General features: G+C 71.7%; 18 protein-coding genes. 1 reads left to right on the top strand and 17 read right to left on the bottom strand.

The window, feature by feature from the left end; all coding sequences use genetic code 11:
- Window positions 1-207: 207 nt before the first annotated feature.
- The 3 genes from AB0F82_RS12125 to fmt form a co-directional block, all read right to left on the bottom strand.
- Window positions 208-801 carry an Imm21 family immunity protein gene (locus tag AB0F82_RS12125; protein ID WP_362626088.1) on the bottom strand — a complete coding sequence of 198 codons (594 nt, stop codon included), beginning with the start codon at window positions 799-801 and terminating at the stop codon, window positions 208-210.
- 54 nt (window positions 802-855) lie between these two features.
- Window positions 856-2,331 (bottom strand): RsmB/NOP family class I SAM-dependent RNA methyltransferase, encoded by a 1,476-nt coding sequence (locus AB0F82_RS12120; protein ID WP_362626085.1) that lies wholly within the window; start codon window positions 2,329-2,331, stop codon window positions 856-858.
- 129 nt (window positions 2,332-2,460) lie between these two features.
- On the bottom strand, window positions 2,461-3,405 hold the full coding sequence (fmt, locus tag AB0F82_RS12115) for a methionyl-tRNA formyltransferase (RefSeq protein ID WP_356812737.1): 945 nt from the start codon (window positions 3,403-3,405) through the stop codon (window positions 2,461-2,463).
- A gap of 260 nt (window positions 3,406-3,665) precedes the next feature.
- On the opposite strand from fmt, the gene AB0F82_RS12110 reads away from it, so the two are divergent.
- Window positions 3,666-4,214, top strand: a complete 549-nt coding sequence (locus AB0F82_RS12110) for a hypothetical protein (protein WP_362626081.1) — start codon at window positions 3,666-3,668, stop codon at window positions 4,212-4,214.
- A 198-nt stretch (window positions 4,215-4,412) separates the two neighbouring features.
- On the opposite strand, the gene AB0F82_RS12105 is transcribed toward AB0F82_RS12110, so the two are convergent.
- The 14 genes from AB0F82_RS12105 to pyrR form a co-directional block, all read right to left on the bottom strand.
- The gene (locus AB0F82_RS12105; RefSeq protein ID WP_362626078.1) at window positions 4,413-6,512 is read right to left on the bottom strand and encodes a primosomal protein N'; all 2,100 of its coding nucleotides are present in this window, start codon (window positions 6,510-6,512) and stop codon (window positions 4,413-4,415) included.
- Between the two features lie 87 nt (window positions 6,513-6,599).
- Complete coding sequence (metK, locus tag AB0F82_RS12100; RefSeq protein WP_350996735.1) at window positions 6,600-7,808, bottom strand: methionine adenosyltransferase; 1,209 nt, start codon at window positions 7,806-7,808, stop codon at window positions 6,600-6,602.
- 196 nt (window positions 7,809-8,004) lie between these two features.
- The gene (coaBC, locus tag AB0F82_RS12095; protein WP_362626075.1) at window positions 8,005-9,219 is read right to left on the bottom strand and encodes a bifunctional phosphopantothenoylcysteine decarboxylase/phosphopantothenate--cysteine ligase CoaBC; all 1,215 of its coding nucleotides are present in this window, start codon (window positions 9,217-9,219) and stop codon (window positions 8,005-8,007) included.
- Window positions 9,220-9,349: 130 nt separating this feature from the next.
- Window positions 9,350-9,622, bottom strand: a complete 273-nt coding sequence (gene rpoZ, locus AB0F82_RS12090; protein WP_004948662.1) for a DNA-directed RNA polymerase subunit omega — start codon at window positions 9,620-9,622, stop codon at window positions 9,350-9,352.
- A 74-nt stretch (window positions 9,623-9,696) separates the two neighbouring features.
- Window positions 9,697-10,260: a guanylate kinase gene (gene gmk, locus AB0F82_RS12085; RefSeq protein WP_356812733.1), complete on the bottom strand. Its 564-nt coding sequence runs from the start codon at window positions 10,258-10,260 to the stop codon at window positions 9,697-9,699.
- Between the two features lie 61 nt (window positions 10,261-10,321).
- A complete protein-coding gene (locus tag AB0F82_RS12080; RefSeq protein ID WP_030008746.1) occupies window positions 10,322-10,645 on the bottom strand; it encodes an integration host factor in 324 nt (107 codons plus the stop codon).
- A gap of 315 nt (window positions 10,646-10,960) precedes the next feature.
- Window positions 10,961-11,800, bottom strand: a complete 840-nt coding sequence (gene pyrF / locus AB0F82_RS12075; RefSeq protein WP_356812732.1) for an orotidine-5'-phosphate decarboxylase — start codon at window positions 11,798-11,800, stop codon at window positions 10,961-10,963.
- Window positions 11,797-12,906: a quinone-dependent dihydroorotate dehydrogenase gene (locus AB0F82_RS12070; RefSeq protein WP_362626070.1), complete on the bottom strand. Its 1,110-nt coding sequence runs from the start codon at window positions 12,904-12,906 to the stop codon at window positions 11,797-11,799. The genes pyrF and AB0F82_RS12070 overlap by 4 nt, the downstream gene beginning before the upstream one ends.
- Before the next feature lie 99 nt (window positions 12,907-13,005).
- Window positions 13,006-16,314: a carbamoyl-phosphate synthase large subunit gene (gene carB / locus AB0F82_RS12065; protein ID WP_356812730.1), complete on the bottom strand. Its 3,309-nt coding sequence runs from the start codon at window positions 16,312-16,314 to the stop codon at window positions 13,006-13,008.
- Window positions 16,307-17,470 carry a glutamine-hydrolyzing carbamoyl-phosphate synthase small subunit gene (gene carA / locus AB0F82_RS12060; RefSeq protein ID WP_356812729.1) on the bottom strand — a complete coding sequence of 388 codons (1,164 nt, stop codon included), beginning with the start codon at window positions 17,468-17,470 and terminating at the stop codon, window positions 16,307-16,309. The genes carB and carA overlap by 8 nt, the downstream gene beginning before the upstream one ends.
- On the bottom strand, window positions 17,467-18,048 hold the full coding sequence (locus tag AB0F82_RS12055) for a PH-like domain-containing protein (protein ID WP_356812728.1): 582 nt from the start codon (window positions 18,046-18,048) through the stop codon (window positions 17,467-17,469). The genes carA and AB0F82_RS12055 overlap by 4 nt, the downstream gene beginning before the upstream one ends.
- On the bottom strand, window positions 18,045-19,358 hold the full coding sequence (locus tag AB0F82_RS12050; protein WP_362626065.1) for a dihydroorotase: 1,314 nt from the start codon (window positions 19,356-19,358) through the stop codon (window positions 18,045-18,047). Before AB0F82_RS12050 ends, AB0F82_RS12055 begins: the two co-directional genes overlap by 4 nt.
- A 2-nt stretch (window positions 19,359-19,360) precedes the next feature.
- Window positions 19,361-20,341, bottom strand: coding sequence for an aspartate carbamoyltransferase catalytic subunit (locus tag AB0F82_RS12045; protein WP_356812726.1), 981 nt, complete (start codon window positions 20,339-20,341; stop codon window positions 19,361-19,363).
- A 111-nt stretch (window positions 20,342-20,452) separates the two neighbouring features.
- Complete coding sequence (pyrR, locus tag AB0F82_RS12040) at window positions 20,453-21,028, bottom strand: bifunctional pyr operon transcriptional regulator/uracil phosphoribosyltransferase PyrR (protein WP_030656222.1); 576 nt, start codon at window positions 21,026-21,028, stop codon at window positions 20,453-20,455.
- Window positions 21,029-21,315: the final 287 nt, after the last annotated feature.

Here is a 21,315-nt window from a genome sequence, read left to right as displayed (position 1 = left end):
TTGTCCCCCGTTCCTCACAACGCTTCTCTCCAGTGCCCCGACGCCGGCCGACGGCACCGCCGCCCACCCGCACAGGTGATCCATTTCTATCAACCTTGCGTTGCTGTCTGCAAAGTGAATGCGGGTCATTCCGGCCCGGCGGCCGTCCCTGTCACGGAGTTGTGACACAGCGCGGAACTACCCCTCGCCGGTTCACGACCCTCCGGTTCAGGAGTCGGCCGGCAGGAGCTGGACCAGGCCGGGCCAGTTCTCCTCGTCCGCCTCGACGTGGACGGCGCGGACCCTCCAGCGGCCGGCGGGCAGTGGGACCGGAGCCTGGGAAGGTATCCCGCCACCGGGATACTCGACGTTGAGGTCGGATCCCGCTTCGGCGGAATCCATGAGTACGGCCGGGCCGTCCGAGACCCATGTCCCGCACTCCTCCCACGCCGTGGCGGGGTCCGCGAGCACAGCCTCGGCGGCGGCCCTCAGCCCGGCCTCGGAGTCGGCGGCCAGCCACCGCAGGAAGGCCCGGTGCTCGGGCAGATAGCAGGTGGTGGCCGGCTCGTCCGCCAGTACGAGCGCCTCGGCGCCGACCCCGCCGACGGCGATCACGCCGGCCAGACCCGCCACCGCACAGGCCCGGTCGTAGTCGTCGGCAGCGGTGGCGTCCCCCACCATGACCCCGGACTCCGTGCAGCCGTGCCACGCGGCCGACGCGGACACGGGGACGACGATCAGAGGGCCGCCCATCGAATCCACCCAGGCGGTGGGGGTGGGGGTGTGGGAAGCGTTGCCCGCGGCGGGCGCAGAGAGGTTCATGGCTTCAGTGTGCCGCCGACCACTGACAGGCCCGCCCGACCGCCGAAGTACTGCTTACGCCGTGCGGCGCAGGAGGGCCAGGTACATCGCGTCCGTGCCGTGCAGGTGGGGCCACAGCTGGACGTCCGGGCCGTCGCCCAGGGCCGGGACGCCCGCCATGAAGGGCCGGGCGTCGATGAGTTCGGCGGACACCGGCGCGTGGCCGGCGCCGCGGCCCTTGAGGACGTCGTCCACCACGACCCGGGTCTCCGCCAGGTGCGGTGAGCACGTCGCGTAGCCGACGACCCCGCCGACCCGCACCGCCGACAGGGCCTGCCGCAGCAGGCCGCGCTGCAGTGGCGCGAAGCCCTCCAGGTCCTCCGGGCGGCGGCGCCAGCGGGCCTCCGGGCGGCGGCGCAGCGCGCCCAGGCCGGAGCACGGCACGTCCATCAGGACGCGGTCGAAGGAGCCGGGCAGCCACGCCGGGCGGGTGCCGTCCGCCGCGATGACCTGGTACGGGCCCGGGTTGCCCGCGAGGGCCCGACCCACCAGCCGCGCCCGGTGCGGCTGCTTCTCCGACGCCAGCAGGAACGCCCCGCGCTCGGCAGCGAGCGCGGCGAGCAGCGCCGCCTTGCCGCCCGGGCCCGCACAGCCGTCGAGCCAGCGCTCGTCACGGCCCTCGACCGGCGCGGCCGCCAGGGCCATCGCCACCAGCTGGCTGCCCTCGTCCTGCACGCCGGCGCGGCCCTCGCGCACCGCCTCCAGCGCGCCCGGCTCGCCGCCCTCGGCCATCCGGACCGCGTAAGGCGACCAGCGCCCGGGGAGTGCCGACTCCTCGCCGACCGCTTCCAGCAGCTCCTGGGGCGTGGACCGGCCGGGCCGTGCGACCAGGGTCACCTCGGGCCGCTCGTTGTCGGCCTCCAGCAGGTCCTCGATCCCGGCGCGCCCGCCGCCCAGGGCGTCCCACAGGGCGCTGACGACCCACCGGGGGTGCGAGTGGTAGACGGCGAGGTGTTCCTCGGCGTCGTCCTCGTAGGGCGGCGCGACCCGCTCCAGCCAGCCGTCCAGGTCGTGCGCGGCGATCTTGCGCAGCACGGCGTTGACGAACTTGGCGCGTCCGTCGCCGAGCACCACCCGGGCCAGTTCCACGCTTGCCGAGACGGCGGCGTGGGTGGGGATCCGGGTGCCCAGCAGCTGGTGCGCGCCGAGGGAGAGGACGTCGAGAACCGGCGGGTCGACCTCGCGCAGCGGCCGGTCGATGCAGGCCTTGATGACCGCGTCGTACGTGCCCTGCCGGCGCAGCGTTCCGTAGACCAGTTCGGTGGCCAGCGCCGCGTCGCGCGCCTGGAAGCTCTCGTCCTGGCGCGCCTTCTTGAGCAGCGGCGGCAGAACGAGGTTGGCGTAGGCGTCACGTTCGTCCACTGCCCGCAGCACCTCGAAGGCCAGCATCCGGACGGGGTCCTTCTTGGGCCGACGGTGCGGCTTGGCCTGCTTGCCGCCCGCTCCCGCGGGGGCGGGCTTGCGACGGGGCTGACGGGGCTGTTCGCTCACGTGAAAGGTGCTCCGGATGTACGAGTGGTACGGCTGCTGGGAGTGCTACGCCTGCTACGAGTTGGTACGGGCCCTGCGCGTGCTGGAATCCGCCGGGTCCCGCCGGGACTGCGGGAAAGTCCGCACCGATCAGCCTACGTCGGCTGCGCCGAGCCGCTCGCCGGGGGCGATCCGTACCCCGCGCGCCCAGTCGGCGGCGCGCATCGGCTTCTTGCCCTGCGGCTGGACCCAGAGCAGCTCGACGGCGTGCGAGCCGGTGCCGACGTAGACGTTGTTCTTGGCCGCGGACAGCATGCCCGGCGCCAGGTCCGTACGGTCGGCGACCATGCCGAGCGAGATCAGCTTGAGGCGTTCCCCACGGAAGACGGTCCACGCGCCCGGCGCCGGCGTGCAGCCGCGCACGACGCGGTCGGCGCGCATCGCGGGCGCCGTCCAGTCGATCCGGGCGTCGTCCACCGTGATCTTGGGTGCGAGGGAGATCCCTTCGAGGGGCTGGGCGACGGCGCGCAGGGTGCCGTCCTCGATGCCGTCCATGGTGGCGGCGAGCAGTCCGGCGCCGGCGAAGGCGAGGCGCGTGAGCAGGTCGCCGCTGTTGTCGGTCGGACGGATCTCCTCGGTGAGGACGCCGTAGACCGGACCCGAGTCCAGGCCTTCCTCGATCTGGAAGGTGGAGGCGCCGGTGAGCTGGTCCCCCGCCATGATCGAGTGCTGGACGGGGGCGGCTCCGCGCCAGGAGGGCAGCAGCGAGAAGTGCAGGTTGACCCAGCCGTGGCGGGGAATGTCGAGGGCGCTCTTGGGGAGGATGGCGCCGTAGGCGACGACGGGGCAGCAGTCGGGGTCGATCTCGCGCAGCCGGGCCTGGAAGTCGGGGTCGCGCGGCCGGGTGGGCTTGAGGACCTCGATGCCGGCCTCTTCGGCGCGTTCGGCGACCGGGCTGGCGACGAGCCGGCGGCCGCGGCCGGCCGGGGCGTCGGGCCGGGTGACGACGGCCGCGACCTCGTGCCGCCCGGAGGCGATCAGGGCGTCCAGGGCGGGTACGGCGACCTCGGGGGTGCCTGCGAAGACGAGCTTCACTGGGGGTCCTACCTCGCTATGTCGGCTGTCAGCAGCGCACCAGTCTATGGGGCGTCCGCCGGGCGGCCCACCTGTGGTGCCACGGGTGGCGAGGGGGCGTGCGTACACGCGCGCGCCACTCGCATATGCCGACACGCCCCCCTAGCGTGACCTGCGCGACGGGTGGCGCGTTGGTCAAGAGAGATTGACCGAAACGGGCCGCGTGTGAACGATGTCTGCGGCCCGATCCGCCCTTCAGCACCGGTTCGAGAGGCTTCTTCATGGCCGACCACGCCACCCACGACGCCCAAGCCCGGGCCAGCCTGCACCTCCTGGTACGGGACATCGAGCGGGTTCGCCGGCAGGTGGATGCCCTGCGTACGCTCACGGCCCAGCTCGGCAACGTGTACCGCCCGCGTCGTTCGGGCCCCTCCACTGGCTTCGTCGTCTACGGCCGGGCGCCCGCGCCCACCGTCCGCCTCGCCCAGGAGCTGCGCGACAGCGTGGAGACGCTGGTGACCGCCGCGGTGGACTTCGACCGCTCGCTCGGCTTCTCGTGGGACGCGGTCGGCTCGGCGCTCGGCGTCACCAAGCAGGCGGTGCACCGCCGCTACGGTGCCCGGCGGGCACAGTCCGCGGAGGCGGCGGAGCCGCTGGCCGAGGGGACGACCACCCGGACCATGGGGCCGCTGCCCACCGTCCCGGCCGCCCGTTCGGTGCCGCCGCAGCCGGTGCGCGAGGAGGCCCAGGCAGCCGCCGGCGGTGCCCCCGCGCGCAGCCTCGTGGAGGCTCCGCGCTCCCCCGCCTTCCCCGGTCCGCGCAACGGCTGACCCTGTCCCGCCGCCGGGACGCCGACCCCCGACGGCCGGCCCAGGGCCGCCGCGCAGAAAACCGCCCCGGCGGGGAGGACCGTACGGTCCTCCCCGCCGGGGCTTCGGCGTTCGGCACGGTCTCGGTGGCGGCCGATGCCCATGCCGGCCGATGCCGGCCGATGCCATGCAGCCGGTGCCGGCCCGTGCCGGCCGATGTCAGCCGATGTCCAACGGGTCGATCCGGACCCGCACCGCCTCCGCCGCGGGAACACCGCGGGCCAGGCGCGCCGCCTGCGCGGACTTCAGCGCGGCAGCCAGGGCGGCTCCGCTGCCCGGCGGGACCCGGACCAGGGCCCGCTCCCCGGGGGACGGCTCCCCCCGACGTCCGGGCAGCGGCACCGGGCCGAGGATCTCGGCGTCGGGCGGCAGCCCGGCTCCGGCCAGGAAGGTCTCCACGGCTTCGCCCCGCCCGGCGACCGCGGCCATCCGGGAGACGGGCGGGAAGCCGAGCTGGGCCCGCTCCGCGAGCTCCCGCACGGCGTGGCCCACCGGGTCCCAGCGGACGAGGGCCTGGACGGGGCGCAGCGTCGGCTCGGCGACCACCACGACCTGGCCGTCGGCCCGTACGAGGGAGGCGGCGGCGATCCAGCGGCGCAGGGCGTCCTCGCCGGCGCGCAGGTCGGGGCGGGTCAGCATGGCCCAGCCGTCGAGGAGCAGCGCGGCGGCGTACCCGGTGCCCGCCGCCACCGGTTCGGCGCCGGGGGTGCTCACGACGAGTGCCGGCCGGTCGGGGACTTCGTCCAGGACGTGGTCGCGGCCGGAGGTGCGTACGGGCACGGCAGGGAAGGCCCGCCCGAGTTCCTCGGCGGTGCGCCGGGCGCCCACGACCTGGGCTCGCAGCCGGAAGGACCCGCATTCCTCGCAGTGCCAGGACGCCTCGTCGCGGCCGCACCAACCGCACGTGAGGTCCCGCTCGTCGGGGGCTTCCAGGGGTCCGGCGCAGACGGTGCAGCGGGCGGGGGTCCGGCACCGCTCGCACGACAGCCGGGGTACGTAGCCCCTTCGGGGCACCTGTACGAGGACGGGCCCGGTCTTGAGTCCCTCCCGTACGGTCTCCCACGCGAGGCTGGGCAGTCGGGCGGCCCGGGCCGCCTCGTCGCGGGCGAGCAGTTCGTCGCCGACGGTGCGGATCCGGGGCGCGTGGGCCCGTACCGTCTCGCGGGCCGCCACCAGCGGGCGGGCCCAGCCGGACTCGACGAGTTGGGCGGCCTCCACGGTGCAGCTGGTGCTGCCGGCGAGGAAGCCGCAGCCGTCGCTGACGGCGCGCAGTTCCAGCACCTCGCGGACGTGCGGGAAGGGGGCGCGGTCCTCGCTGTGGCTGGAGTCGCCGTCGTCCCAGATCGCGACGAGTCCGAGGTCGCGTACGGGGGCGAACATCGCGGCCCGGGTGCCGATGACGGCGCGGACGGAGCCGCGGTGGACGGCGAGCCACTGCCGGTAGCGCTTCTCGGGCCCGGACTCGGCGGTCAGCAGGGCGTGCCGTCCTTGGCCGAGGAGGGCGGTCAGGGCGGCGTCCACCCGTGCGGCGGTCCGGCCGTCGGGGAGCACGGCGAGGGCGCCGCGGCCGGAGGCCAGGGTGGCGGCCACGGCCCGGGCGAGTTCGTCGGCCCAGCCGGGGCCGGGCAGCGCGGTCCACACCGCGCGGGGGGTGGCTCCGGCGGCGAGGGCGCGCAGGAAGCCGGGGCCGGCTCCGTACCGTTCCCAGCCTGCGGGCTCGGGCGCGGGGGGCGCGGGCAGCGGCTCCGGGGAGGGCTTGGCCTCGGCGCGGGCGTTGCGCGGGGGCAGGGCGAGCTGGAGCACGTCGGCGAGGCTGCCGGCGTACCGGTCGGCGACGGCGCGGGCGAGCGCGAGCATGCGCGGGCTGAGCACGACCTCCGGCGAGACGACTTGGGCGAGGGCGGCGAGGGCTCCGTTGTAGTCGGATTCGGCGCGGCGCTCCACGATGAAGCCGTCGATGAGGCCGCCGCCCTCGCGGCGGCCTCCGTGGACCTGGTGGGAGCCTGCGCCGAAGCGGACGCGGACGCGGACGCCGGGCTGGGCGGCGTCGGAGAGCTCGGCCGGCACGGCGTAGTCGAAGGTCCGGTCGAGGTGGAGCACGCCCTTGTTCACGAGGACCCTGGCGACGGGCAGTTCTTCGGCCAGGGCGGCTCCCCGCCAGGTACGCGGCTTCGCCTTGGGCGCCTTGGCCTTCGCCTCGGCGACCATCTCCCGGAGCAGCGCGAGCTGCTCCGGCGGGGAATCGTTCGCGCTGCTCACATCAGCATTCTTACCAAACCGCTCTGACAGGCGGGCGTACGCGAAAGGCCCCGGACCGTGGGTCCGGGGCCTTTCGGCGGGTGGTCCTTACAGACCGGCGGCGGCGCGCAGGGCGTCCACGCGGTCGGTGCGCTCCCAGGTGAAGTCCGGCAGCTCGCGGCCGAAGTGGCCGTAGGCGGCGGTCTGGGCGTAGATCGGGCGCAGCAGGTCGAGGTCGCGGATGATCGCGGCCGGGCGCAGGTCGAAGACCTCTCCGATCGCGTCCTCGATCTTCTGCGTCTCGACCTTGGCGGTGCCGAAGGTCTCGACGAAGAGGCCGACGGGCTCGGCCTTGCCGATGGCGTACGCGACCTGGACCTCGCAGCGCGAGGCGAGGCCGGCGGCGACCACGTTCTTGGCGACCCAGCGCATGGCGTAGGCCGCGGAGCGGTCGACCTTGGACGGGTCCTTGCCGGAGAAGGCACCGCCGCCGTGGCGGGCCATGCCGCCGTAGGTGTCGATGATGATCTTGCGGCCGGTCAGGCCGGCATCGCCCATGGGGCCGCCGATCTCGAAGCGGCCGGTCGGGTTCACGAGCAGGCGGTAGCCCTCGGTGTCGAGCTTGATGCCGTCCTCGACGAGCTGGGCCAGGACGTGCTCGACGACGAACTCGCGGATGTCGGGCGCGAGCAGCGAGTCGAGGTCGATGTCGGAGGCGTGCTGCGAGGAGACCACGACGGTGTCGAGGCGGACGGCCTTGTCGCCGTCGTACTCGATGGTGACCTGGGTCTTGCCGTCGGGGCGCAGGTACGGGATGGTCCCGTTCTTGCGGACCTCGGACAGGCGGCGCGAGAGCCGGTGCGCGATGTGGATCGGCAGCGGCATGAGCTCGGGGGTCTCGTCGCAGGCGTAGCCGAACATCAGGCCCTGGTCGCCGGCGCCCTGCTTGTCCAGCTCGTCCTCGTCGCCCTCGACGCGCTTCTCGTAGGCGGTGTCGACGCCCTGCGCGATGTCCGGGGACTGGGCGCCGATGGACACCGACACGCCGCAGGAGGCGCCGTCGAAGCCCTTCTTCGAGGAGTCGTAGCCGATCTCCAGGATCTTCTCGCGCACGAGCTGCGCGATCGGCGCGTAGGCCTTCGTCGTCACCTCTCCCGCGATGTGCACGAGACCCGTGGTGATGAGGGTCTCCACGGCGACGCGCGAGGTCGGGTCCTCGGTGAGGAGCGCATCGAGGATCGTGTCGCTGATCTGGTCAGCGATCTTGTCGGGGTGGCCCTCGGTGACGGACTCCGAGGTGAAGAGACGACGGGACACAACGCTCCCTGGGGTTGCAGCGGCTGCTGGCTGATCATTTGGCGGAACCACATCGGGGGCTGCGCCCGATCACGTTCCGGGTGCAGTTTATCGGTCGCCACCGTTGCCCGGACCATCCGTCTCGCCTTGTGGGAGCCGTGTGACCTGCGGCACTCCATTCTTACGTACGGAAGTGACCGAGTGAAGGGGAATCCGCTCAGGCGCGTCGCGACGTATACCGCCGCGTAACCTCGTCCCAGATCGCTTCGGCGAGGACTTCCTTCGGACCGTAGGGCACCGGAATTTCCAACCCGTCAGAGACCAGGATGATCGCCTCGTTCTCCTCGGATCCGAAGGTGCGACTCTCTCCCACCTCGTTCACGACGAGAAGATCACATCCCTTGCGACGGAGCTTGGCCCGGCCGTTGTCCAGGACGTCGTCGGTCTCCGCGGCGAAGCCCACGATCACCTGGCCCTCGCGGGCCCGGTCGGCGGAGATCTCGGCGAGGACGTCGGGGTTGCGCACGAGCGCGACCGGAGCGGGGTCCTCCCCGTCCTTCTTCTTGATCTTGCCGCCGGCGTACTCGGCGGGCCGGAAGTCGGCCACGGCCGCGGCCATGACCACGACGTCGGCGTCCGCCGCCGCCTTGAGGACCGCTTCGCGCAGCTGCACCGCCGTGCCCACGCGTACGACGTCCACCCCGGCGGGATCGGCCAGCGCGGTGTTGGCCGCGATCAGGGTGACCCGCGCCCCGCGGGCGACGGCCGTACGGGCGAGCGCGTAGCCCTGCTTGCCGGAGGAGCGGTTGCCGAGGAAGCGCACCGGGTCCAGCGGTTCGCGGGTGCCGCCCGCGCTGATCACGACGTGGCGACCGGTGAGGTCCGCCTCGGCCACCCCGCGGCGCAGGACCTGTCGGCACACCTCGAAGATCTCCTCGGGGTCGGGCAGCCGCCCCTTGCCGGTGTCCTTGCCGGTGAGCCGGCCCACGGCGGGCTCGATGACGACGGCGCCGCGGCGGCGCAGCGTGGCCACGTTCTCCTGGGTGGCGGGGTGCTCCCACATCTCGGTGTGCATGGCCGGGGCGAAGACCACCGGGCAGCGGGCGGTGAGCAGGGTGTTCGTGAGCAGGTCGTCGGCGAGCCCGTGGGCGGCCTTGGCCAGCATGTCGGCGGTGGCCGGGGCGACGACGACGAGGTCCGCGCCCTGGCCGATGCGTACGTGGGGCACCTCGTGGACGGTCTCCCACACCTCGGTGGAGGCGGGGTTCCCGGACAGGGCGGCCCAGGTGGCCTCGCCGACGAAGTTCAGGGAGGCGGCCGTGGGAACCACCCGTACGTCGTGTCCGGACTCGGTCAGCCGGCGGAGCAGTTCGCACGCCTTGTAGGCGGCGATCCCGCCGCTGACGCCCAGCACGACCTTCGGCTTACCCATCCGAGCACACCCCTTTTGACACTCTCGACTCGTCCGACGCGTTCGGCTCTGACCGTCGTACCCACCCATGACACACCACAGGCCCGGCAGATGTTCTGCCGGGCCTGTGGTGAAGGAATTTCTCGGTGCCTTACTGGGCCGGGGCCTCGATGGCCTCGGAGGTCAGCAGACCCGCGTTGATCTCGCGCAGCGCGATCGAAAGCGGCTTCTCGTGGACGTGGGTGTCCACCAGCGGGCCGACGTACTCGAGCAGGCCCTCACCGAGCTGCGAGTAGTACGCGTTGATCTGACGCGCGCGCTTGGCCGCGTAGATCACGAGGCTGTACTTCGAGTCAGTGGCCTCGAGCAGCTCGTCGATCGGCGGGTTGATGATGCCCTCGGGCGCAGTGATGGAAGAGGACACGCTCTACCTTCCGAAGATGGATGAAAGATTGGGCCGTCTGGAGTCGGGCGAATCCGTGAAGACCGATCGACGATTCAGACAACTTCCATCAAGGCTAGCAGCTCACGGGCCACGTCCTCGACGGAGGTGTTGACCAGGGTGACGTCGAACTCCGACTCGGCAGCGAGTTCGATCTTGGCAGCGGCGAGCCGGCGCTCGATCACCTCGACCGATTCGGTGCCCCGGCCGGTCAGCCGGCGGACCAGCTCCTCCCAGCTCGGCGGGGCCAGGAAGACCAGCTGGGCTTCGGGCATCGACTCGCGGACGAGTCGTGCGCCCTGGAGGTCGATCTCCAGCAGTACGGGCTCGCCGTTTTCCAGGCGCTCCAGCACCGCGCCGCGCGGTGTGCCGTAGCGGTTGCCCGCGAACTCGGCCCACTCCAGCAGCTCGCCGTTGGCGATCAGCTTGTCGAACTCGTCGTCGTTGACGAAGAAGTACTGGACTCCGTGTCGCTCACCGGGCCGCGGCTTGCGGGTGGTGGCCGACACCGAGAGCCATACCTCGGGGTGAACCTTGCGCATATGCGCGACGACCGTGCTCTTGCCGACCCCTGAGGGGCCGGAGAGCACGGTCAGCCGCGGACGAACCTCTGCTGCCATAGAGCGATTATCCAGGTTCTCGGGACTGCCTGAGAACACCGGGAGAACGCCAGGCGACGCCTCAGGCGCCGGTGCTGCCGAACTCGCGCTCCAGAGAGGCGATCTGGTTGGAGCCGAGACCTCGGACACGCCGGGACTCGGAGATGCCGAGACGCTCCATGATCTGCTTGGCGCGCACCTTGCCCACGCCAGGCAGGGACTCCAGCAGGGCGGAGACCTTCATCTTGCCGATGACGTCGTTCTCCTGGCCCGTCTTGATGACCTCTTGGAGCGAGGCGCCGGAGTGCTTGAGTCGATTCTTCACCTCGGCCCGCTCCCGGCGAGCCGCGGCGGCCTTTTCGAGCGCGGCTGCGCGCTGTTCAGGGGTAAGGGGCGGAAGAGCCACGCCTACGTCACCTCGGATGTCGAACTGTCGGATACGGACCGGTGGGGAACCCAAGGGCACCACACCAGGCGAGCTCCCGAACAGCGATGGAACTCGTTCGCTGCGCGTTCACTCTGCTCGGAGACTAGCGGCCAACACCGCTCCAGTCAGCGAGAACGAACGAAAAGTCCTGGTCAGCCTCCACTGAACCGTACATCACGGACAAAATACCCGTGTTTTGTCCGGTGAAGAGCGTTCGAATTTCGTCAGAAAGTGCGAGACCCCGCTCCGCGCGGCTGCGGAGCGGGGTCTCGGGGAGGTCCCGGCGGGTGCCGGTTACCCGGAAACGGCCTCGCGGATCTCGTCGGCGAAGCGCCGCGCCGAGTCGCGCAGCGCGTTCACGTCCGGGCCGTGCTTCAGGACGCCGCGCGAGACGTTCGGGACGACGTTGCGCACGGCCTTGCCGAAGACCGCGGGCAGGTCCGCCGCGGTCGCACCCTGTGCGCCGATGCCGGGCGCCAGCAGCGGGCCGTTGATGTCCAGGTCGAAGGAGGACAGATCACCCAGGGTGGCGCCGACCACCGCGCCGAAGGATCCCATCGGGGAGGCGCCGGCGTTCTCCTCGGCCAAGTGCGCCAGCATGGTGGCTCCGATGGTCCGGCCGTCCTCGCGGACGGCCCGCTGGACCTCGGCGCCCTCCGGGTTCGACGTCAGGGCCAGGACGAACAGACCCGCGCCCGACTCGCGCGCCAGCTCCACCGCCGGCGCCAGCGAGCCGTAGCCCAGGTACGGGGACACCGTCAGCGCGTCGGAGAACAGCGGCGAGGCCGGGTCCAGGAAGGCCGAGGCGTACGCGGCCATGGTCGAGCCGATGTCACCGCGCTTGGCGTCCATGACGACCAGGGTCCCGGCCGCCCGGGCGTCCGCGACGGTCCGCTCAAGGACGGCGACGCCCTGGGAGCCGAACCGCTCGAAGAAGGCGGCCTGCGGCTTGAAGACCGCCACCGACTCCGCGAGGGCCTCGACGACCGTGCGGGAGAAGCGCTCCAGGCCCGCGATGTCGTCCTGCAGGCCCCACTGCGCCAGCAGGGCGGCGTGCGGGTCGATGCCCACGCACAACGGGCCACGGGAGTCCATCGCGGCGCGCAGTCGGGTGCCGAACGGGGTCAGGGTCACTGTGCGGCCTTTCGGGTCTCGGCGCCCACCGCGTCGGCGAGCGTCGCGTACGGGCTGGCGGCCAGGCGCGCGGCCAGGCCCTTGTGGATGGCGCGGGCGTAGCACGGGCCCTCGTAGATGAAGGCGCTGTAGCCCTGGATCAGCGTGGCGCCGGCCAGGATCCGCTGCCAGGCGTCCTCGGCGTTCTCGATGCCGCCGACCCCGATGAGGACCATGCGGTCGCCCACGCGGGCGTACAGGCGGCGCAGGACCTCCAGGGAGCGCTCCTTGACGGGCGCGCCGGAGAGCCCGCCGGTCTCCTTGACCAGGGCGGGGTCGGACTTCAGGCCCAGCCCCTCGCGGGCGATGGTGGTGTTGGTGGCGATGATGCCGTCGAGGCCCAGCTCCAGGGCCAGGTCGGCGACGGCGTCGACGTCCTCGTCCGCGAGGTCGGGTGCGATCTTGACGAGGAGCGGCACCCGGCGGTCGGTCACGGTGCGGTCCGCGGCCTCGCGCACGGCCGTCAGCAGCGGGCGCAGCGACTCGGTGGCCTGGAGGTTGCGCAGGCCGGGGGTGTTGGGAGAGGAGACGTTGACGACGAGGTAGTCGGCGTGGCGGGCGAGGCGCTCGGTGGAGGTGACGTAGTCCCCCACGGCCTCTTCCTCGGGTACGACCTTCGTCTTGCCGATGTTGACGCCGACGACCGTGCGGAAGACGGCCTCGCGGGCCGCCAGGCGGGCCGCCACGGCCGCCGAGCCCTCGTTGTTGAAGCCCATCCGGTTGATCAGGGCGCGGTCCGGCACGAGGCGGAACAGCCGCTTCTTCGGGTTGCCGGGCTGCGGCTCGGCCGTGACCGTGCCGATCTCGACGTGGTCGAAGCCGAGCATCGACATGCCGTCGATGGCGACGGCGTTCTTGTCGAAGCCGGCGGCCAGGCCGAAGGGGCCGTGGAAGCGCAGGCCCAGGGCCTCGGTGCGCAGCTCCTGGTGGCGGGGGGCGAGGTAGGCGGCGACGAAGGTGCGCAGCACCGGGGTGCGCGCTGCCGTGCGGATCCAGCGGAAGGCCGTGTAGTGGGCCCGCTCGGGGTCCATCCGCTTGAAGACCAGGTTGAAGAACAGCTTGTACATCGTCCGATTTTTCCCTTGAATCCCTTGTGCGCTCGGATGGACCTCATGAAAGGGGGGACACCGGTCGTTGTCGCCGGTGCCCCCCTTTCGAACGGGCTGCTAGTCGCGGGCCGCGGTCAGGTGCTCCGCGTGCTCCTGGAGGGAGCGGACGCCCACGTCGCCGCGGTTGAGCGCGTCGATGCCCTGGACGGCGGCGGCGAGCGCCTGGACCGTGGTCAGGCAGGGGACGCTGCGGGCCACGGCCGCCGTGCGGATCTCGTAGCCGTCGAGGCGGCCGCCGGTGCCGTACGGGGTGTTGACGATCAGGTCGACCTGGCCGTCGTGGATCAGCTGGACGATGGTCTTCTCGCCGTTCGGGCCCTCGCCCTCGCTGAGCTTGCGCACCACGGTGGCGTTGATGCCGTTGCGGCGCAGGACCTCGGCGGTGCCGGAAGTGGCCATCAGCTCGAAGCCGTGCGCGACGAGCTCGCGGGCAGGGAAGATCATCGAGCGCTTGTCGCGGTTGGCGACGGAGATGAAGGCGCGGCCCTTGGTCGGCAGCGGGCCGTAGGCGCCGGCCTGCGACTTGGCGTAGGCGGTGCCGAAGACGGCGTCGATGCCCATGACCTCGCCGGTGGAGCGCATCTCCGGGCCGAGGACGGTGTCCACGCCGCGGCCGTGGATGTCGCGGAAGCGCGACCACGGCATGACGGCCTCCTTGACGGAGATCGGCGCGTCGATCGGCAGGGTGCCGCCGTCGCCGGTCTTCGGCAGCAGGCCCTCTTCGCGCAGCTCGGCGATGGTGGCGCCGAGCGAGATGCGGGCGGCGGCCTTCGCGAGCGGGACGGCGGTGGCCTTCGAGGTGAAGGGCACCGTCCGGGAGGCGCGCGGGTTGGCCTCCAGGACGTAGAGGATGTCGCCGGCCATCGCGAACTGGATGTTGATCAGGCCGCGGACGCCGACGCCCTTGGCGATGGCTTCGGTGGAGGCGCGCAGGCGCTTGATGTCGTAGCCGCCGAGGGTGATCGGGGGCAGGGCGCAGGCCGAGTCGCCGGAGTGGATGCCGGCTTCCTCGATGTGCTCCATGACGCCGCCGAGGTAGAGCTCGTTGCCGTCGTAGAGGGCGTCGACGTCGATCTCGATGGCGTCGTCGAGGAAGCGGTCGACCAGCACCGGGCGGGTCGGGGAGATCTCGGTGGACTCCGCGATGTACGACTCCAGGCGGGCCTCGTCGTAGACGATCTCCATGCCGCGGCCGCCGAGCACGTACGAGGGGCGCACCAGGACCGGGTAGCCGATCTCGTCGGCGATGGCCTTCGCGCCGGTGAAGGTGGTGGCCGTGCCGTGCTTGGGGGCGGGCAGGCCGGCCTCGGCGAGGACGCGGCCGAAGGCGCCGCGGTCCTCGGCGGCGTGGATGGCCTCCGGGGAGGTGCCCACGACGGGGACGCCGTTGTCCTTGAGGGCCTGGGCGAGGCCCAGGGGGGTCTGGCCGCCGAGCTGGACGACGACGCCGGCGATGGGGCCGGCGAGGGACTCGGCGTGGACGATCTCCAGCACGTCCTCGAGCGTCAGCGGCTCGAAGTACAGGCGGTCGGAGGTGTCGTAGTCGGTGGAGACGGTCTCCGGGTTGCAGTTGACCATCACGGTCTCGTAGCCGGCGTCGCTGAGGGCGAAGGAGGCGTGGACGCAGGAGTAGTCGAACTCGATGCCCTGGCCGATGCGGTTCGGGCCGGAGCCCAGGATGATGACGGCGGGCTTGGTGCGGGGGGCGACCTCGGACTCCTCGTCGTACGAGGAGTAGAAGTACGGGGTCTTCGCGGCGAACTCGGCGGCGCAGGTGTCGACCGTCTTGTAGACCGGGCGGACGCCGAGGGCGTGGCGGACCTCGCGGACGACGTCCTCGCGCAGGCCCCGGATCTCGGCGATCTGGGAGTCGGAGAAGCCGTGGCGCTTGGCCTCGGCGAGCAGCTCCGGTTCGAGCTTCTCGGCGCCGGCGAGCTCGTCGGCGATCTCCTTGATCAGGAAGAGCTGGTCGACGAACCAGGGGTCGATCTTCGTGGACTCGAAGACCTCTTCCTGGGTGGCGCCGGCGCGGATGGCCTGCATGACGGTGTTGATGCGGCCGTCGGTGGGGCGGACGGCGGTGGCGAGGAGCTCGTCCTTGTCGCCGGGCTCGCCGACGAAGGTGAACTGCGAGCCCTTCTTCTCCAGGGAGCGCAGGGCCTTCTGGAGGGCCTCGGTGAAGTTGCGGCCGATGGCCATGGCCTCGCCGACCGACTTCATGGTGGTGGTGAGGGTGGCGTCGGCGGCCGGGAACTTCTCGAAGGCGAAGCGCGGGGCCTTGACGACGACGTAGTCGAGGGTCGGCTCGAAGGAGGCCGGCGTCTTCTCGGTGATGTCGTTGGGGACCTCGTCGAGCGTGTAGCCGATGGCCAGCTTGGCGGCGATCTTGGCGATCGGGAAGCCGGTGGCCTTCGACGCGAGCGCCGAGGAGCGCGAGACGCGAGGGTTCATCTCGATGACGATGACGCGGCCGTCGACCGGGTCGATCGCGAACTGGATGTTGCAGCCGCCGGTGTCGACGCCGACCTCGCGGATGATCGCGATGCCGATGTCGCGCAGCCGCTGGTACTCGCGGTCGGTGAGCGTCATGGCGGGGGCGACGGTGATGGAGTCGCCGGTGTGGACGCCCATCGGGTCGAAGTTCTCGATGGAGCAGACGACGACCACGTTGTCCTTGGTGTCGCGCATCAGCTCCAGCTCGTACTCCTTCCAGCCGAGGATGGACTCCTCCAGGAGCACCTCGGTGGTCGGGGAGAGCGTGAGGCCCTGGCCGGCGATGCGGCGCAGCTCGTCCTCGTCGTGGGCGAAGCCGGAGCCGGCGCCGCCCATCGTGAAGGAGGGACGGACGACGACGGGGTAGCCGCCGAGGGTCTCGACGCCCTTGAGGACGTCGTCCATCGAGTGGCAGATGACCGAGCGGGCGGACTCGCCGTAACCGATCTTGGCCTTGACGGCCTCGACGACGCCCTTGAAGAGGTCGCGGTCCTCCCCCTTGTTGATGGCCTCGACGTTGGCGCCGATGAGCTCGACGCCGTACTTCTCCAGCACGCCCTGCTCGTGCATGGAGATGGCGGTGTTCAGCGCGGTCTGGCCGCCGAGGGTCGGGAGCAGCGCGTCGGGGCGCTCCTTCGCGATGATCTTCTCGACGAACTCGGGGGTGATCGGCTCGACGTACGTGGCGTCGGCGATCTCCGGGTCGGTCATGATCGTCGCCGGGTTGGAGTTGACCAGGATGACGCGCAGGCCTTCGGCCTTGAGGACGCGGCAGGCCTGGGTGCCGGAGTAGTCGAACTCGGCGGCCTGTCCGATGACGATCGGGCCGGAGCCGATGACCAGGACGGACTGGATATCGGAGCGCTTAGGCACGATCGGCCTCCATCTGGGCGGTGCTCATCAAAGACGTGAAGCGGTCGAAGAGGTACGCGGCGTCGTGCGGGCCCGCGGCCGCTTCGGGGTGGTACTGGACGGAGAAGGCCGGCTGGTCGAGCAGCTGGAGGCCTTCGACCACGTTGTCGTTCAGGCAGACGTGCGAGACCTCGGCGCGGCCGTAGGGGGTCTCGGACACCTTGTCGAGGGGCGCGTCCACGGCGAAGCCGTGGTTGTGCGCGGTGACCTCGACCTTGCCGGTGGTGCGGTCCTGGACCGGCTGGTTGATGCCGCGGTGGCCGTACTTCAGCTTGTAGGTGCCGAAGCCGAGCGCGCGGCCGAGGATCTGGTTGCCGAAGCAGATGCCGAAGAGCGGGGTCTTGCGCTCCAGGACGCCCTGCATGACGGCGACGGGGCCGTCGGCGGTGGCCGGGTCGCCCGGGCCGTTGGAGAAGAACACGCCGTCCGGGTTGACCGCGTACACGTCCTCGACGGTGGCGGTGGCGGGCAGCACGTGGACCTCGATGCCGCGCTCGGCCATGCGGTGCGGGGTCATGCCCTTGATGCCGAGGTCGACGGCGGCGACGGTGAAGCGCTTCTCGCCGATCGCGGGGACGACGTACGCCTCCTTGGTGGCGACCTCGGCGGCGAGGTTCGCGCCCTTCATCTCGGGCTGGGAGCGGACCTTGGCCAGGAGGGCCTCGTCGCGGATGCCGACCCAGGACTCGCCGGAGAAGATGCCGACGCGCATGGCGCCGCGCTCGCGCAGGTGGCGGGTCAGGGCGCGGGTGTCGATGCCGGAGATGCCGACGACGCCCTGCGCGACGAGTTCCTCGTCCAGCGTGCGCCGGGAGCGCCAGTTGGAGGGGACGCGGGCGGGGTCGCGCACGACGTAGCCGGAGACCCAGATGCGGGAGGACTCGGGGTCCTCGTCGTTGACGCCGGTGTTGCCCACGTGGGGGGCGGTCATCACGACGACCTGCCGGTGGTACGACGGGTCGGTGAGGGTCTCCTGGTAGCCGGTCATGCCGGTGGAGAACACGGCCTCGCCGAAGGTCTCCCCCACTGCGCCGTAGGCGCGGCCGCGGAAGATGCGGCCGTCCTCCAGGACGAGTACGGCGGGAGCTTTGGCTGCTCCCCTGGTGGAGGTCGTCATCGTTCGGCGCCTTCCGTCGTGATGGATGGGTTCATGAGGTTGATGGCTTCGACCCATGCGGCGTGTTCGGCCGCGCGGTCGGAGCGGAATCCGGAGTCGATCAGCTTGCCGCCGTGCGCCCAGGTGACGACGAGCAGACCGCCCTCGGTGAGTACCTTGCCCGCGATCCCCTTGTCGAGGCGGGCGCCGCGCAGCTGCGCGGCCGGTACGAAGAAGTCGCCTGCACCCGGTCGGACCACGTCGAGGCCCGCGTCGGTGAGCGTGAGCTCGACCCGGCTGCGCAGGCCCAGGCCGTGGGCGACGATCCGGTCGAGCCACTGCCCGGCGGTGGTGGAGCCGTGGTACCGGCCGGTCAGGGCCAGCCGGTGCGCGGGGAGGCCGTCGGGGGCGGCGGGGAGCTCGGGCAGATCGTTCTGCAGAGCCCCTCGCCATTTCCAGCCCTGCCGCATCAGCCAGTACACGAACGCGATGAAGACGACCAGGCCGACCACCCACGCGATGCGGGCGCCGACTTCGGTCACCTCCGCCGACTGTCGTTCGGCGGCCTCGGCGGCCAGTTGGATTACTGCAGGTGTCACGCCAGTGTCCCGTCCACGACCGTTGCCCGGCCCCGCAGGAAGGTGTGAGTGACGCGTCCCGGGAGCTCACGGCCCTCGTAAGGCGTGTTGCGGCTCCGGGAGGCGAAGTGTGCGGGGTCCACGACACCACGGTACGAGGTATCGACCAAGGTCAGGTTCGCGGGTTCACCTGCCGAGACGGGACGGCCGTGGTTCTCCAGGCTGCCGATGCGCGCCGGGGCGAAGGACATCCGCTCGGCGACGCCCGCCCAGTCGAGCAGTCCGGTCTCCACCATCGTCTGCTGGACGACGGAGAGCGCGGTCTCCAGGCCGACCATGCCCATGGCGGCGGAGGCCCACTCGCAGTCCTTGTCCTCGTGGGGGTGCGGGGCGTGGTCGGTGGCGACGATGTCGATCGTGCCGTCGGCGAGGGCCTCGCGCAGGGCCATGACGTCGCGCTCGGTGCGCAGCGGCGGGTTGACCTTGTAGACCGCGTTGTACGAGCGGACCAGCTCGTCGGTGAGGAGCAGGTGGTGCGGGGTGACCTCGGCGGTGACGTCGATGCCGCGGGACTTGGCCCAGCGGACGATCTCGACGGAGCCGGCGGTGGAGAGGTGGCAGATGTGGACGCGGGAGCCGACGTGCTCGGCGAGGAGCACGTCGCGGGCGATGATCGACTCCTCGGCGACGGCGGGCCAGCCGCCGAGGCCCAGCTCGGCGGAGACGACGCCCTCGTTCATCTGGGCGCCCTCGGTGAGGCGGGGCTCCTGGGCGTGCTGGGCGACGACGCCGCCGAAGGCCTTCACGTACTCCAGGGCCCGGCGCATGATCACGGCGTCGTCGACGCACTTGCCGTCGTCGGAGAAGACGGTGACGCGGGCGGCGGAGTCGTGCATGGCGCCCAGCTCGGAGAGCTGCTTGCCCTCCAGGCCGACGGTGACGGCGCCGATGGGCTGCACGTCGCAGTAGCCGGACTCCTTGCCCAGGCGCCAGACCTGCTCGACGACGCCGGCGGTGTCGGCGACGGGGAAGGTGTTCGCCATGGCGAAGACGGCGGTGTAGCCGCCGGAGGCGGCGGCGCGGGTGCCCGTCAGGACGGTCTCGGAGTCCTCGCGGCCGGGCTCGCGCAGGTGGGTGTGCAGGTCGACGAGGCCGGGGAGGAGGACCTGGCCCTCGGCCTCGATGACGGTCGCGCCCTCGGCGGACAGGCCGGTGCCACTCCAGTCGATTTCGCCGGTCCTGGCGGTGGCCTCGATGGTCTCGCCGTCGATCAGGACGTCCTGCGCCTCGCCGCCGAGTACCTTCGCACCACGGATAAGGATCTTGCTCATGGTTACTTGCTCTCCTCGGTACGGGCGGTGGTGACGGCGGGCTCGGAGCCTCCGAGCAGCAGGTAGAGGACGGCCATGCGGGTGGAGACGCCGTTGGCGACCTGCTCGACGGCCGTGCAGCGGTCGGAGTCGGCGACCTGGGCGGTGATCTCCATGCCGCGGTTCATCGGGCCGGGGTGCATCACGATGGCGTGCTCGGGCATCTTGGCCATGCGGTCGCCGTCGAGGCCGTACCGGCGGGAGTACTCGCGCTCGGTCGGGAAGAAGGCGGCGTTCATGCGTTCGCGCTGCACACGGAGCATCATCACCGCATCCGACTTCGGCAGCACGTCGTCGAGGCTGTACGAGACCTCGCACGGCCAGGTCTCGACGCCGATCGGGACCAGGGTTGGCGGGGCCACCAGGGTGACCTCGGCGCCGAGGGTGTGCAGCAGGTGGACGTTGGAGCGGGCCACGCGGCTGTGCAGGACGTCGCCGACGATGGTGATGCGGCGGCCGCTGAGGTCCTTGCCGAGGCCGGCGTCGCGGCCGACGAGGCGGCGGCGCATGGTGAAGGCGTCCAGCAGGGCCTGGGTGGGGTGCTCGTGGGTGCCGTCGCCGGCGTTGACCACGGCGGAGTCGATCCAGCCGGAGGTCGCGAGCCGGTAGGGGGCGCCGGAGGCGTGGTGGCGGATGACGACGGCGTCGGCGCCCATCGCCTCCAGGGTCAGCGCGGTGTCCTTCAGGGATTCGCCCTTGGAAACCGATGAGCCCTTGGCGGAGAAGTTGATGACGTCGGCGGAGAGCCGCTTGGCGGCCGCTTCGAAGGAGATCCGGGTGCGGGTCGAGTCCTCGAAGAAGAGGTTGACGACGGTGAGGCCGCGCAGGGTGGGCAGCTTCTTGATCGGCCGGTCCGCGACGCGGGCCATCTCCTCGGCGGTGTCGAGGATCAGGACGGCGTCGTCGCGCGTGAGATCGGCGGCCGAGATGAGGTGGCGCTTCATCTGGATGGCTCCGTAGGTCGGGAGGGCATGCAGGCGGACGGACGTGCAGGGGTGCGGGCGGGCAGGGCAGGGCTCGGCGCGGACCCCGCCGGGGTCCGTCGTCGTGGTGGGCTACTGCCCTGCTGCCTGGGCGGTCCGCTGGCCGAGCAGCACGGCGTCACGGCCGTCCTCCTCCTGGAGCTGGACCTTGACGGTCTCCCGCAGCGACGTGGGGAGGTTCTTGCCGACGTAGTCGGCGCGGATCGGCAGTTCGCGGTGGCCGCGGTCGACCAGGACCGCGAGCTGTACGGCGCGGGGGCGGCCGAGGTCGCCGAGGGCGTCGAGCGCGGCGCGGATGGTGCGGCCGGAGAAGAGGACGTCGTCGACGAGGACGACGAGGCGGCCGTCGAGGTCGTCACCGGGGATCTCGGTGCGGCCGATCGCGCGGGCGGGCTTCATCCGCAGGTCGTCGCGGTACATGGTGATGTCGAGGGAGCCGACGGGGATCTTCGTGCCGGTGATCTCTTCGAGCTTGGCCGCCAGCCGGCGGGCCAGGTACACACCGCGGGTGGGGATGCCGAGGAGCACCACGTCGTCGGCGCCCTTGGCGCGTTCGACGATCTCGTGGGCGATACGGGTCAGGACCCGTGCGATGTCCTGCGCCTCCAGTACGGGGCGCGCGGAATCGGAGTTCTGCTGGGCGTCCATGAAAAGGACCTCCTTCTCCGCCTCACGGGACGGACCTTAAAGGACGTCTGATGTACGTGTCCCACGGTACCAGGGCGGCGGTGGTGGCCCGGCACCCGGGGTCCGCGCAGGGGCGCCCACGGGGCTGCTGGCGCCGCCCTGGCGGGGGGATGGAGACCATTCGGCTTGACGCGCCCAAGTAACGCTGCGTAACCTCACAGTGAGTTACCAGCCGCGCGGCGGAGCCGCACGTAGTTATGTAGTCGCAGTGTCCATGCAGTCACAGCGTCACAGCGTCCGGGAGCGTT

This window comes from Streptomyces virginiae (assembly GCF_040638905.1).
Taxonomy (GTDB): domain Bacteria; phylum Actinomycetota; class Actinomycetes; order Streptomycetales; family Streptomycetaceae; genus Streptomyces; species Streptomyces virginiae_B.
Note: the sequence above shows the minus strand (reverse complement) of the source record. Positions and strands in the feature narration are given on the sequence as shown.

Bases quoted from the DNA above. Each gene is read 5' to 3' on its own strand.
- AB0F82_RS12125 (WP_362626088.1), bottom strand. From the start codon at position 801: ATGAACCTCTCTGCGCCCGCCGCGGGCAACGCTTCCCACACCCCCACC.
- AB0F82_RS12110 (WP_362626081.1), top strand. From the start codon at position 3,666: ATGGCCGACCACGCCACCCACGACGCCCAAGCCCGGGCCAGCCTGCAC.
- coaBC (WP_362626075.1), bottom strand. From the start codon at position 9,219: ATGGGTAAGCCGAAGGTCGTGCTGGGCGTCAGCGGCGGGATCGCCGCC.
- gmk (WP_356812733.1), bottom strand. From the start codon at position 10,260: ATGGCAGCAGAGGTTCGTCCGCGGCTGACCGTGCTCTCCGGCCCCTCA.
- AB0F82_RS12070 (WP_362626070.1), bottom strand. From the start codon at position 12,906: ATGTACAAGCTGTTCTTCAACCTGGTCTTCAAGCGGATGGACCCCGAG.
- carA (WP_356812729.1), bottom strand. From the start codon at position 17,470: ATGACGACCTCCACCAGGGGAGCAGCCAAAGCTCCCGCCGTACTCGTC.
- AB0F82_RS12050 (WP_362626065.1), bottom strand. From the start codon at position 19,358: ATGAGCAAGATCCTTATCCGTGGTGCGAAGGTACTCGGCGGCGAGGCG.
- AB0F82_RS12045 (WP_356812726.1), bottom strand. From the start codon at position 20,341: ATGAAGCGCCACCTCATCTCGGCCGCCGATCTCACGCGCGACGACGCC.
- pyrR (WP_030656222.1), bottom strand. From the start codon at position 21,028: ATGGACGCCCAGCAGAACTCCGATTCCGCGCGCCCCGTACTGGAGGCG.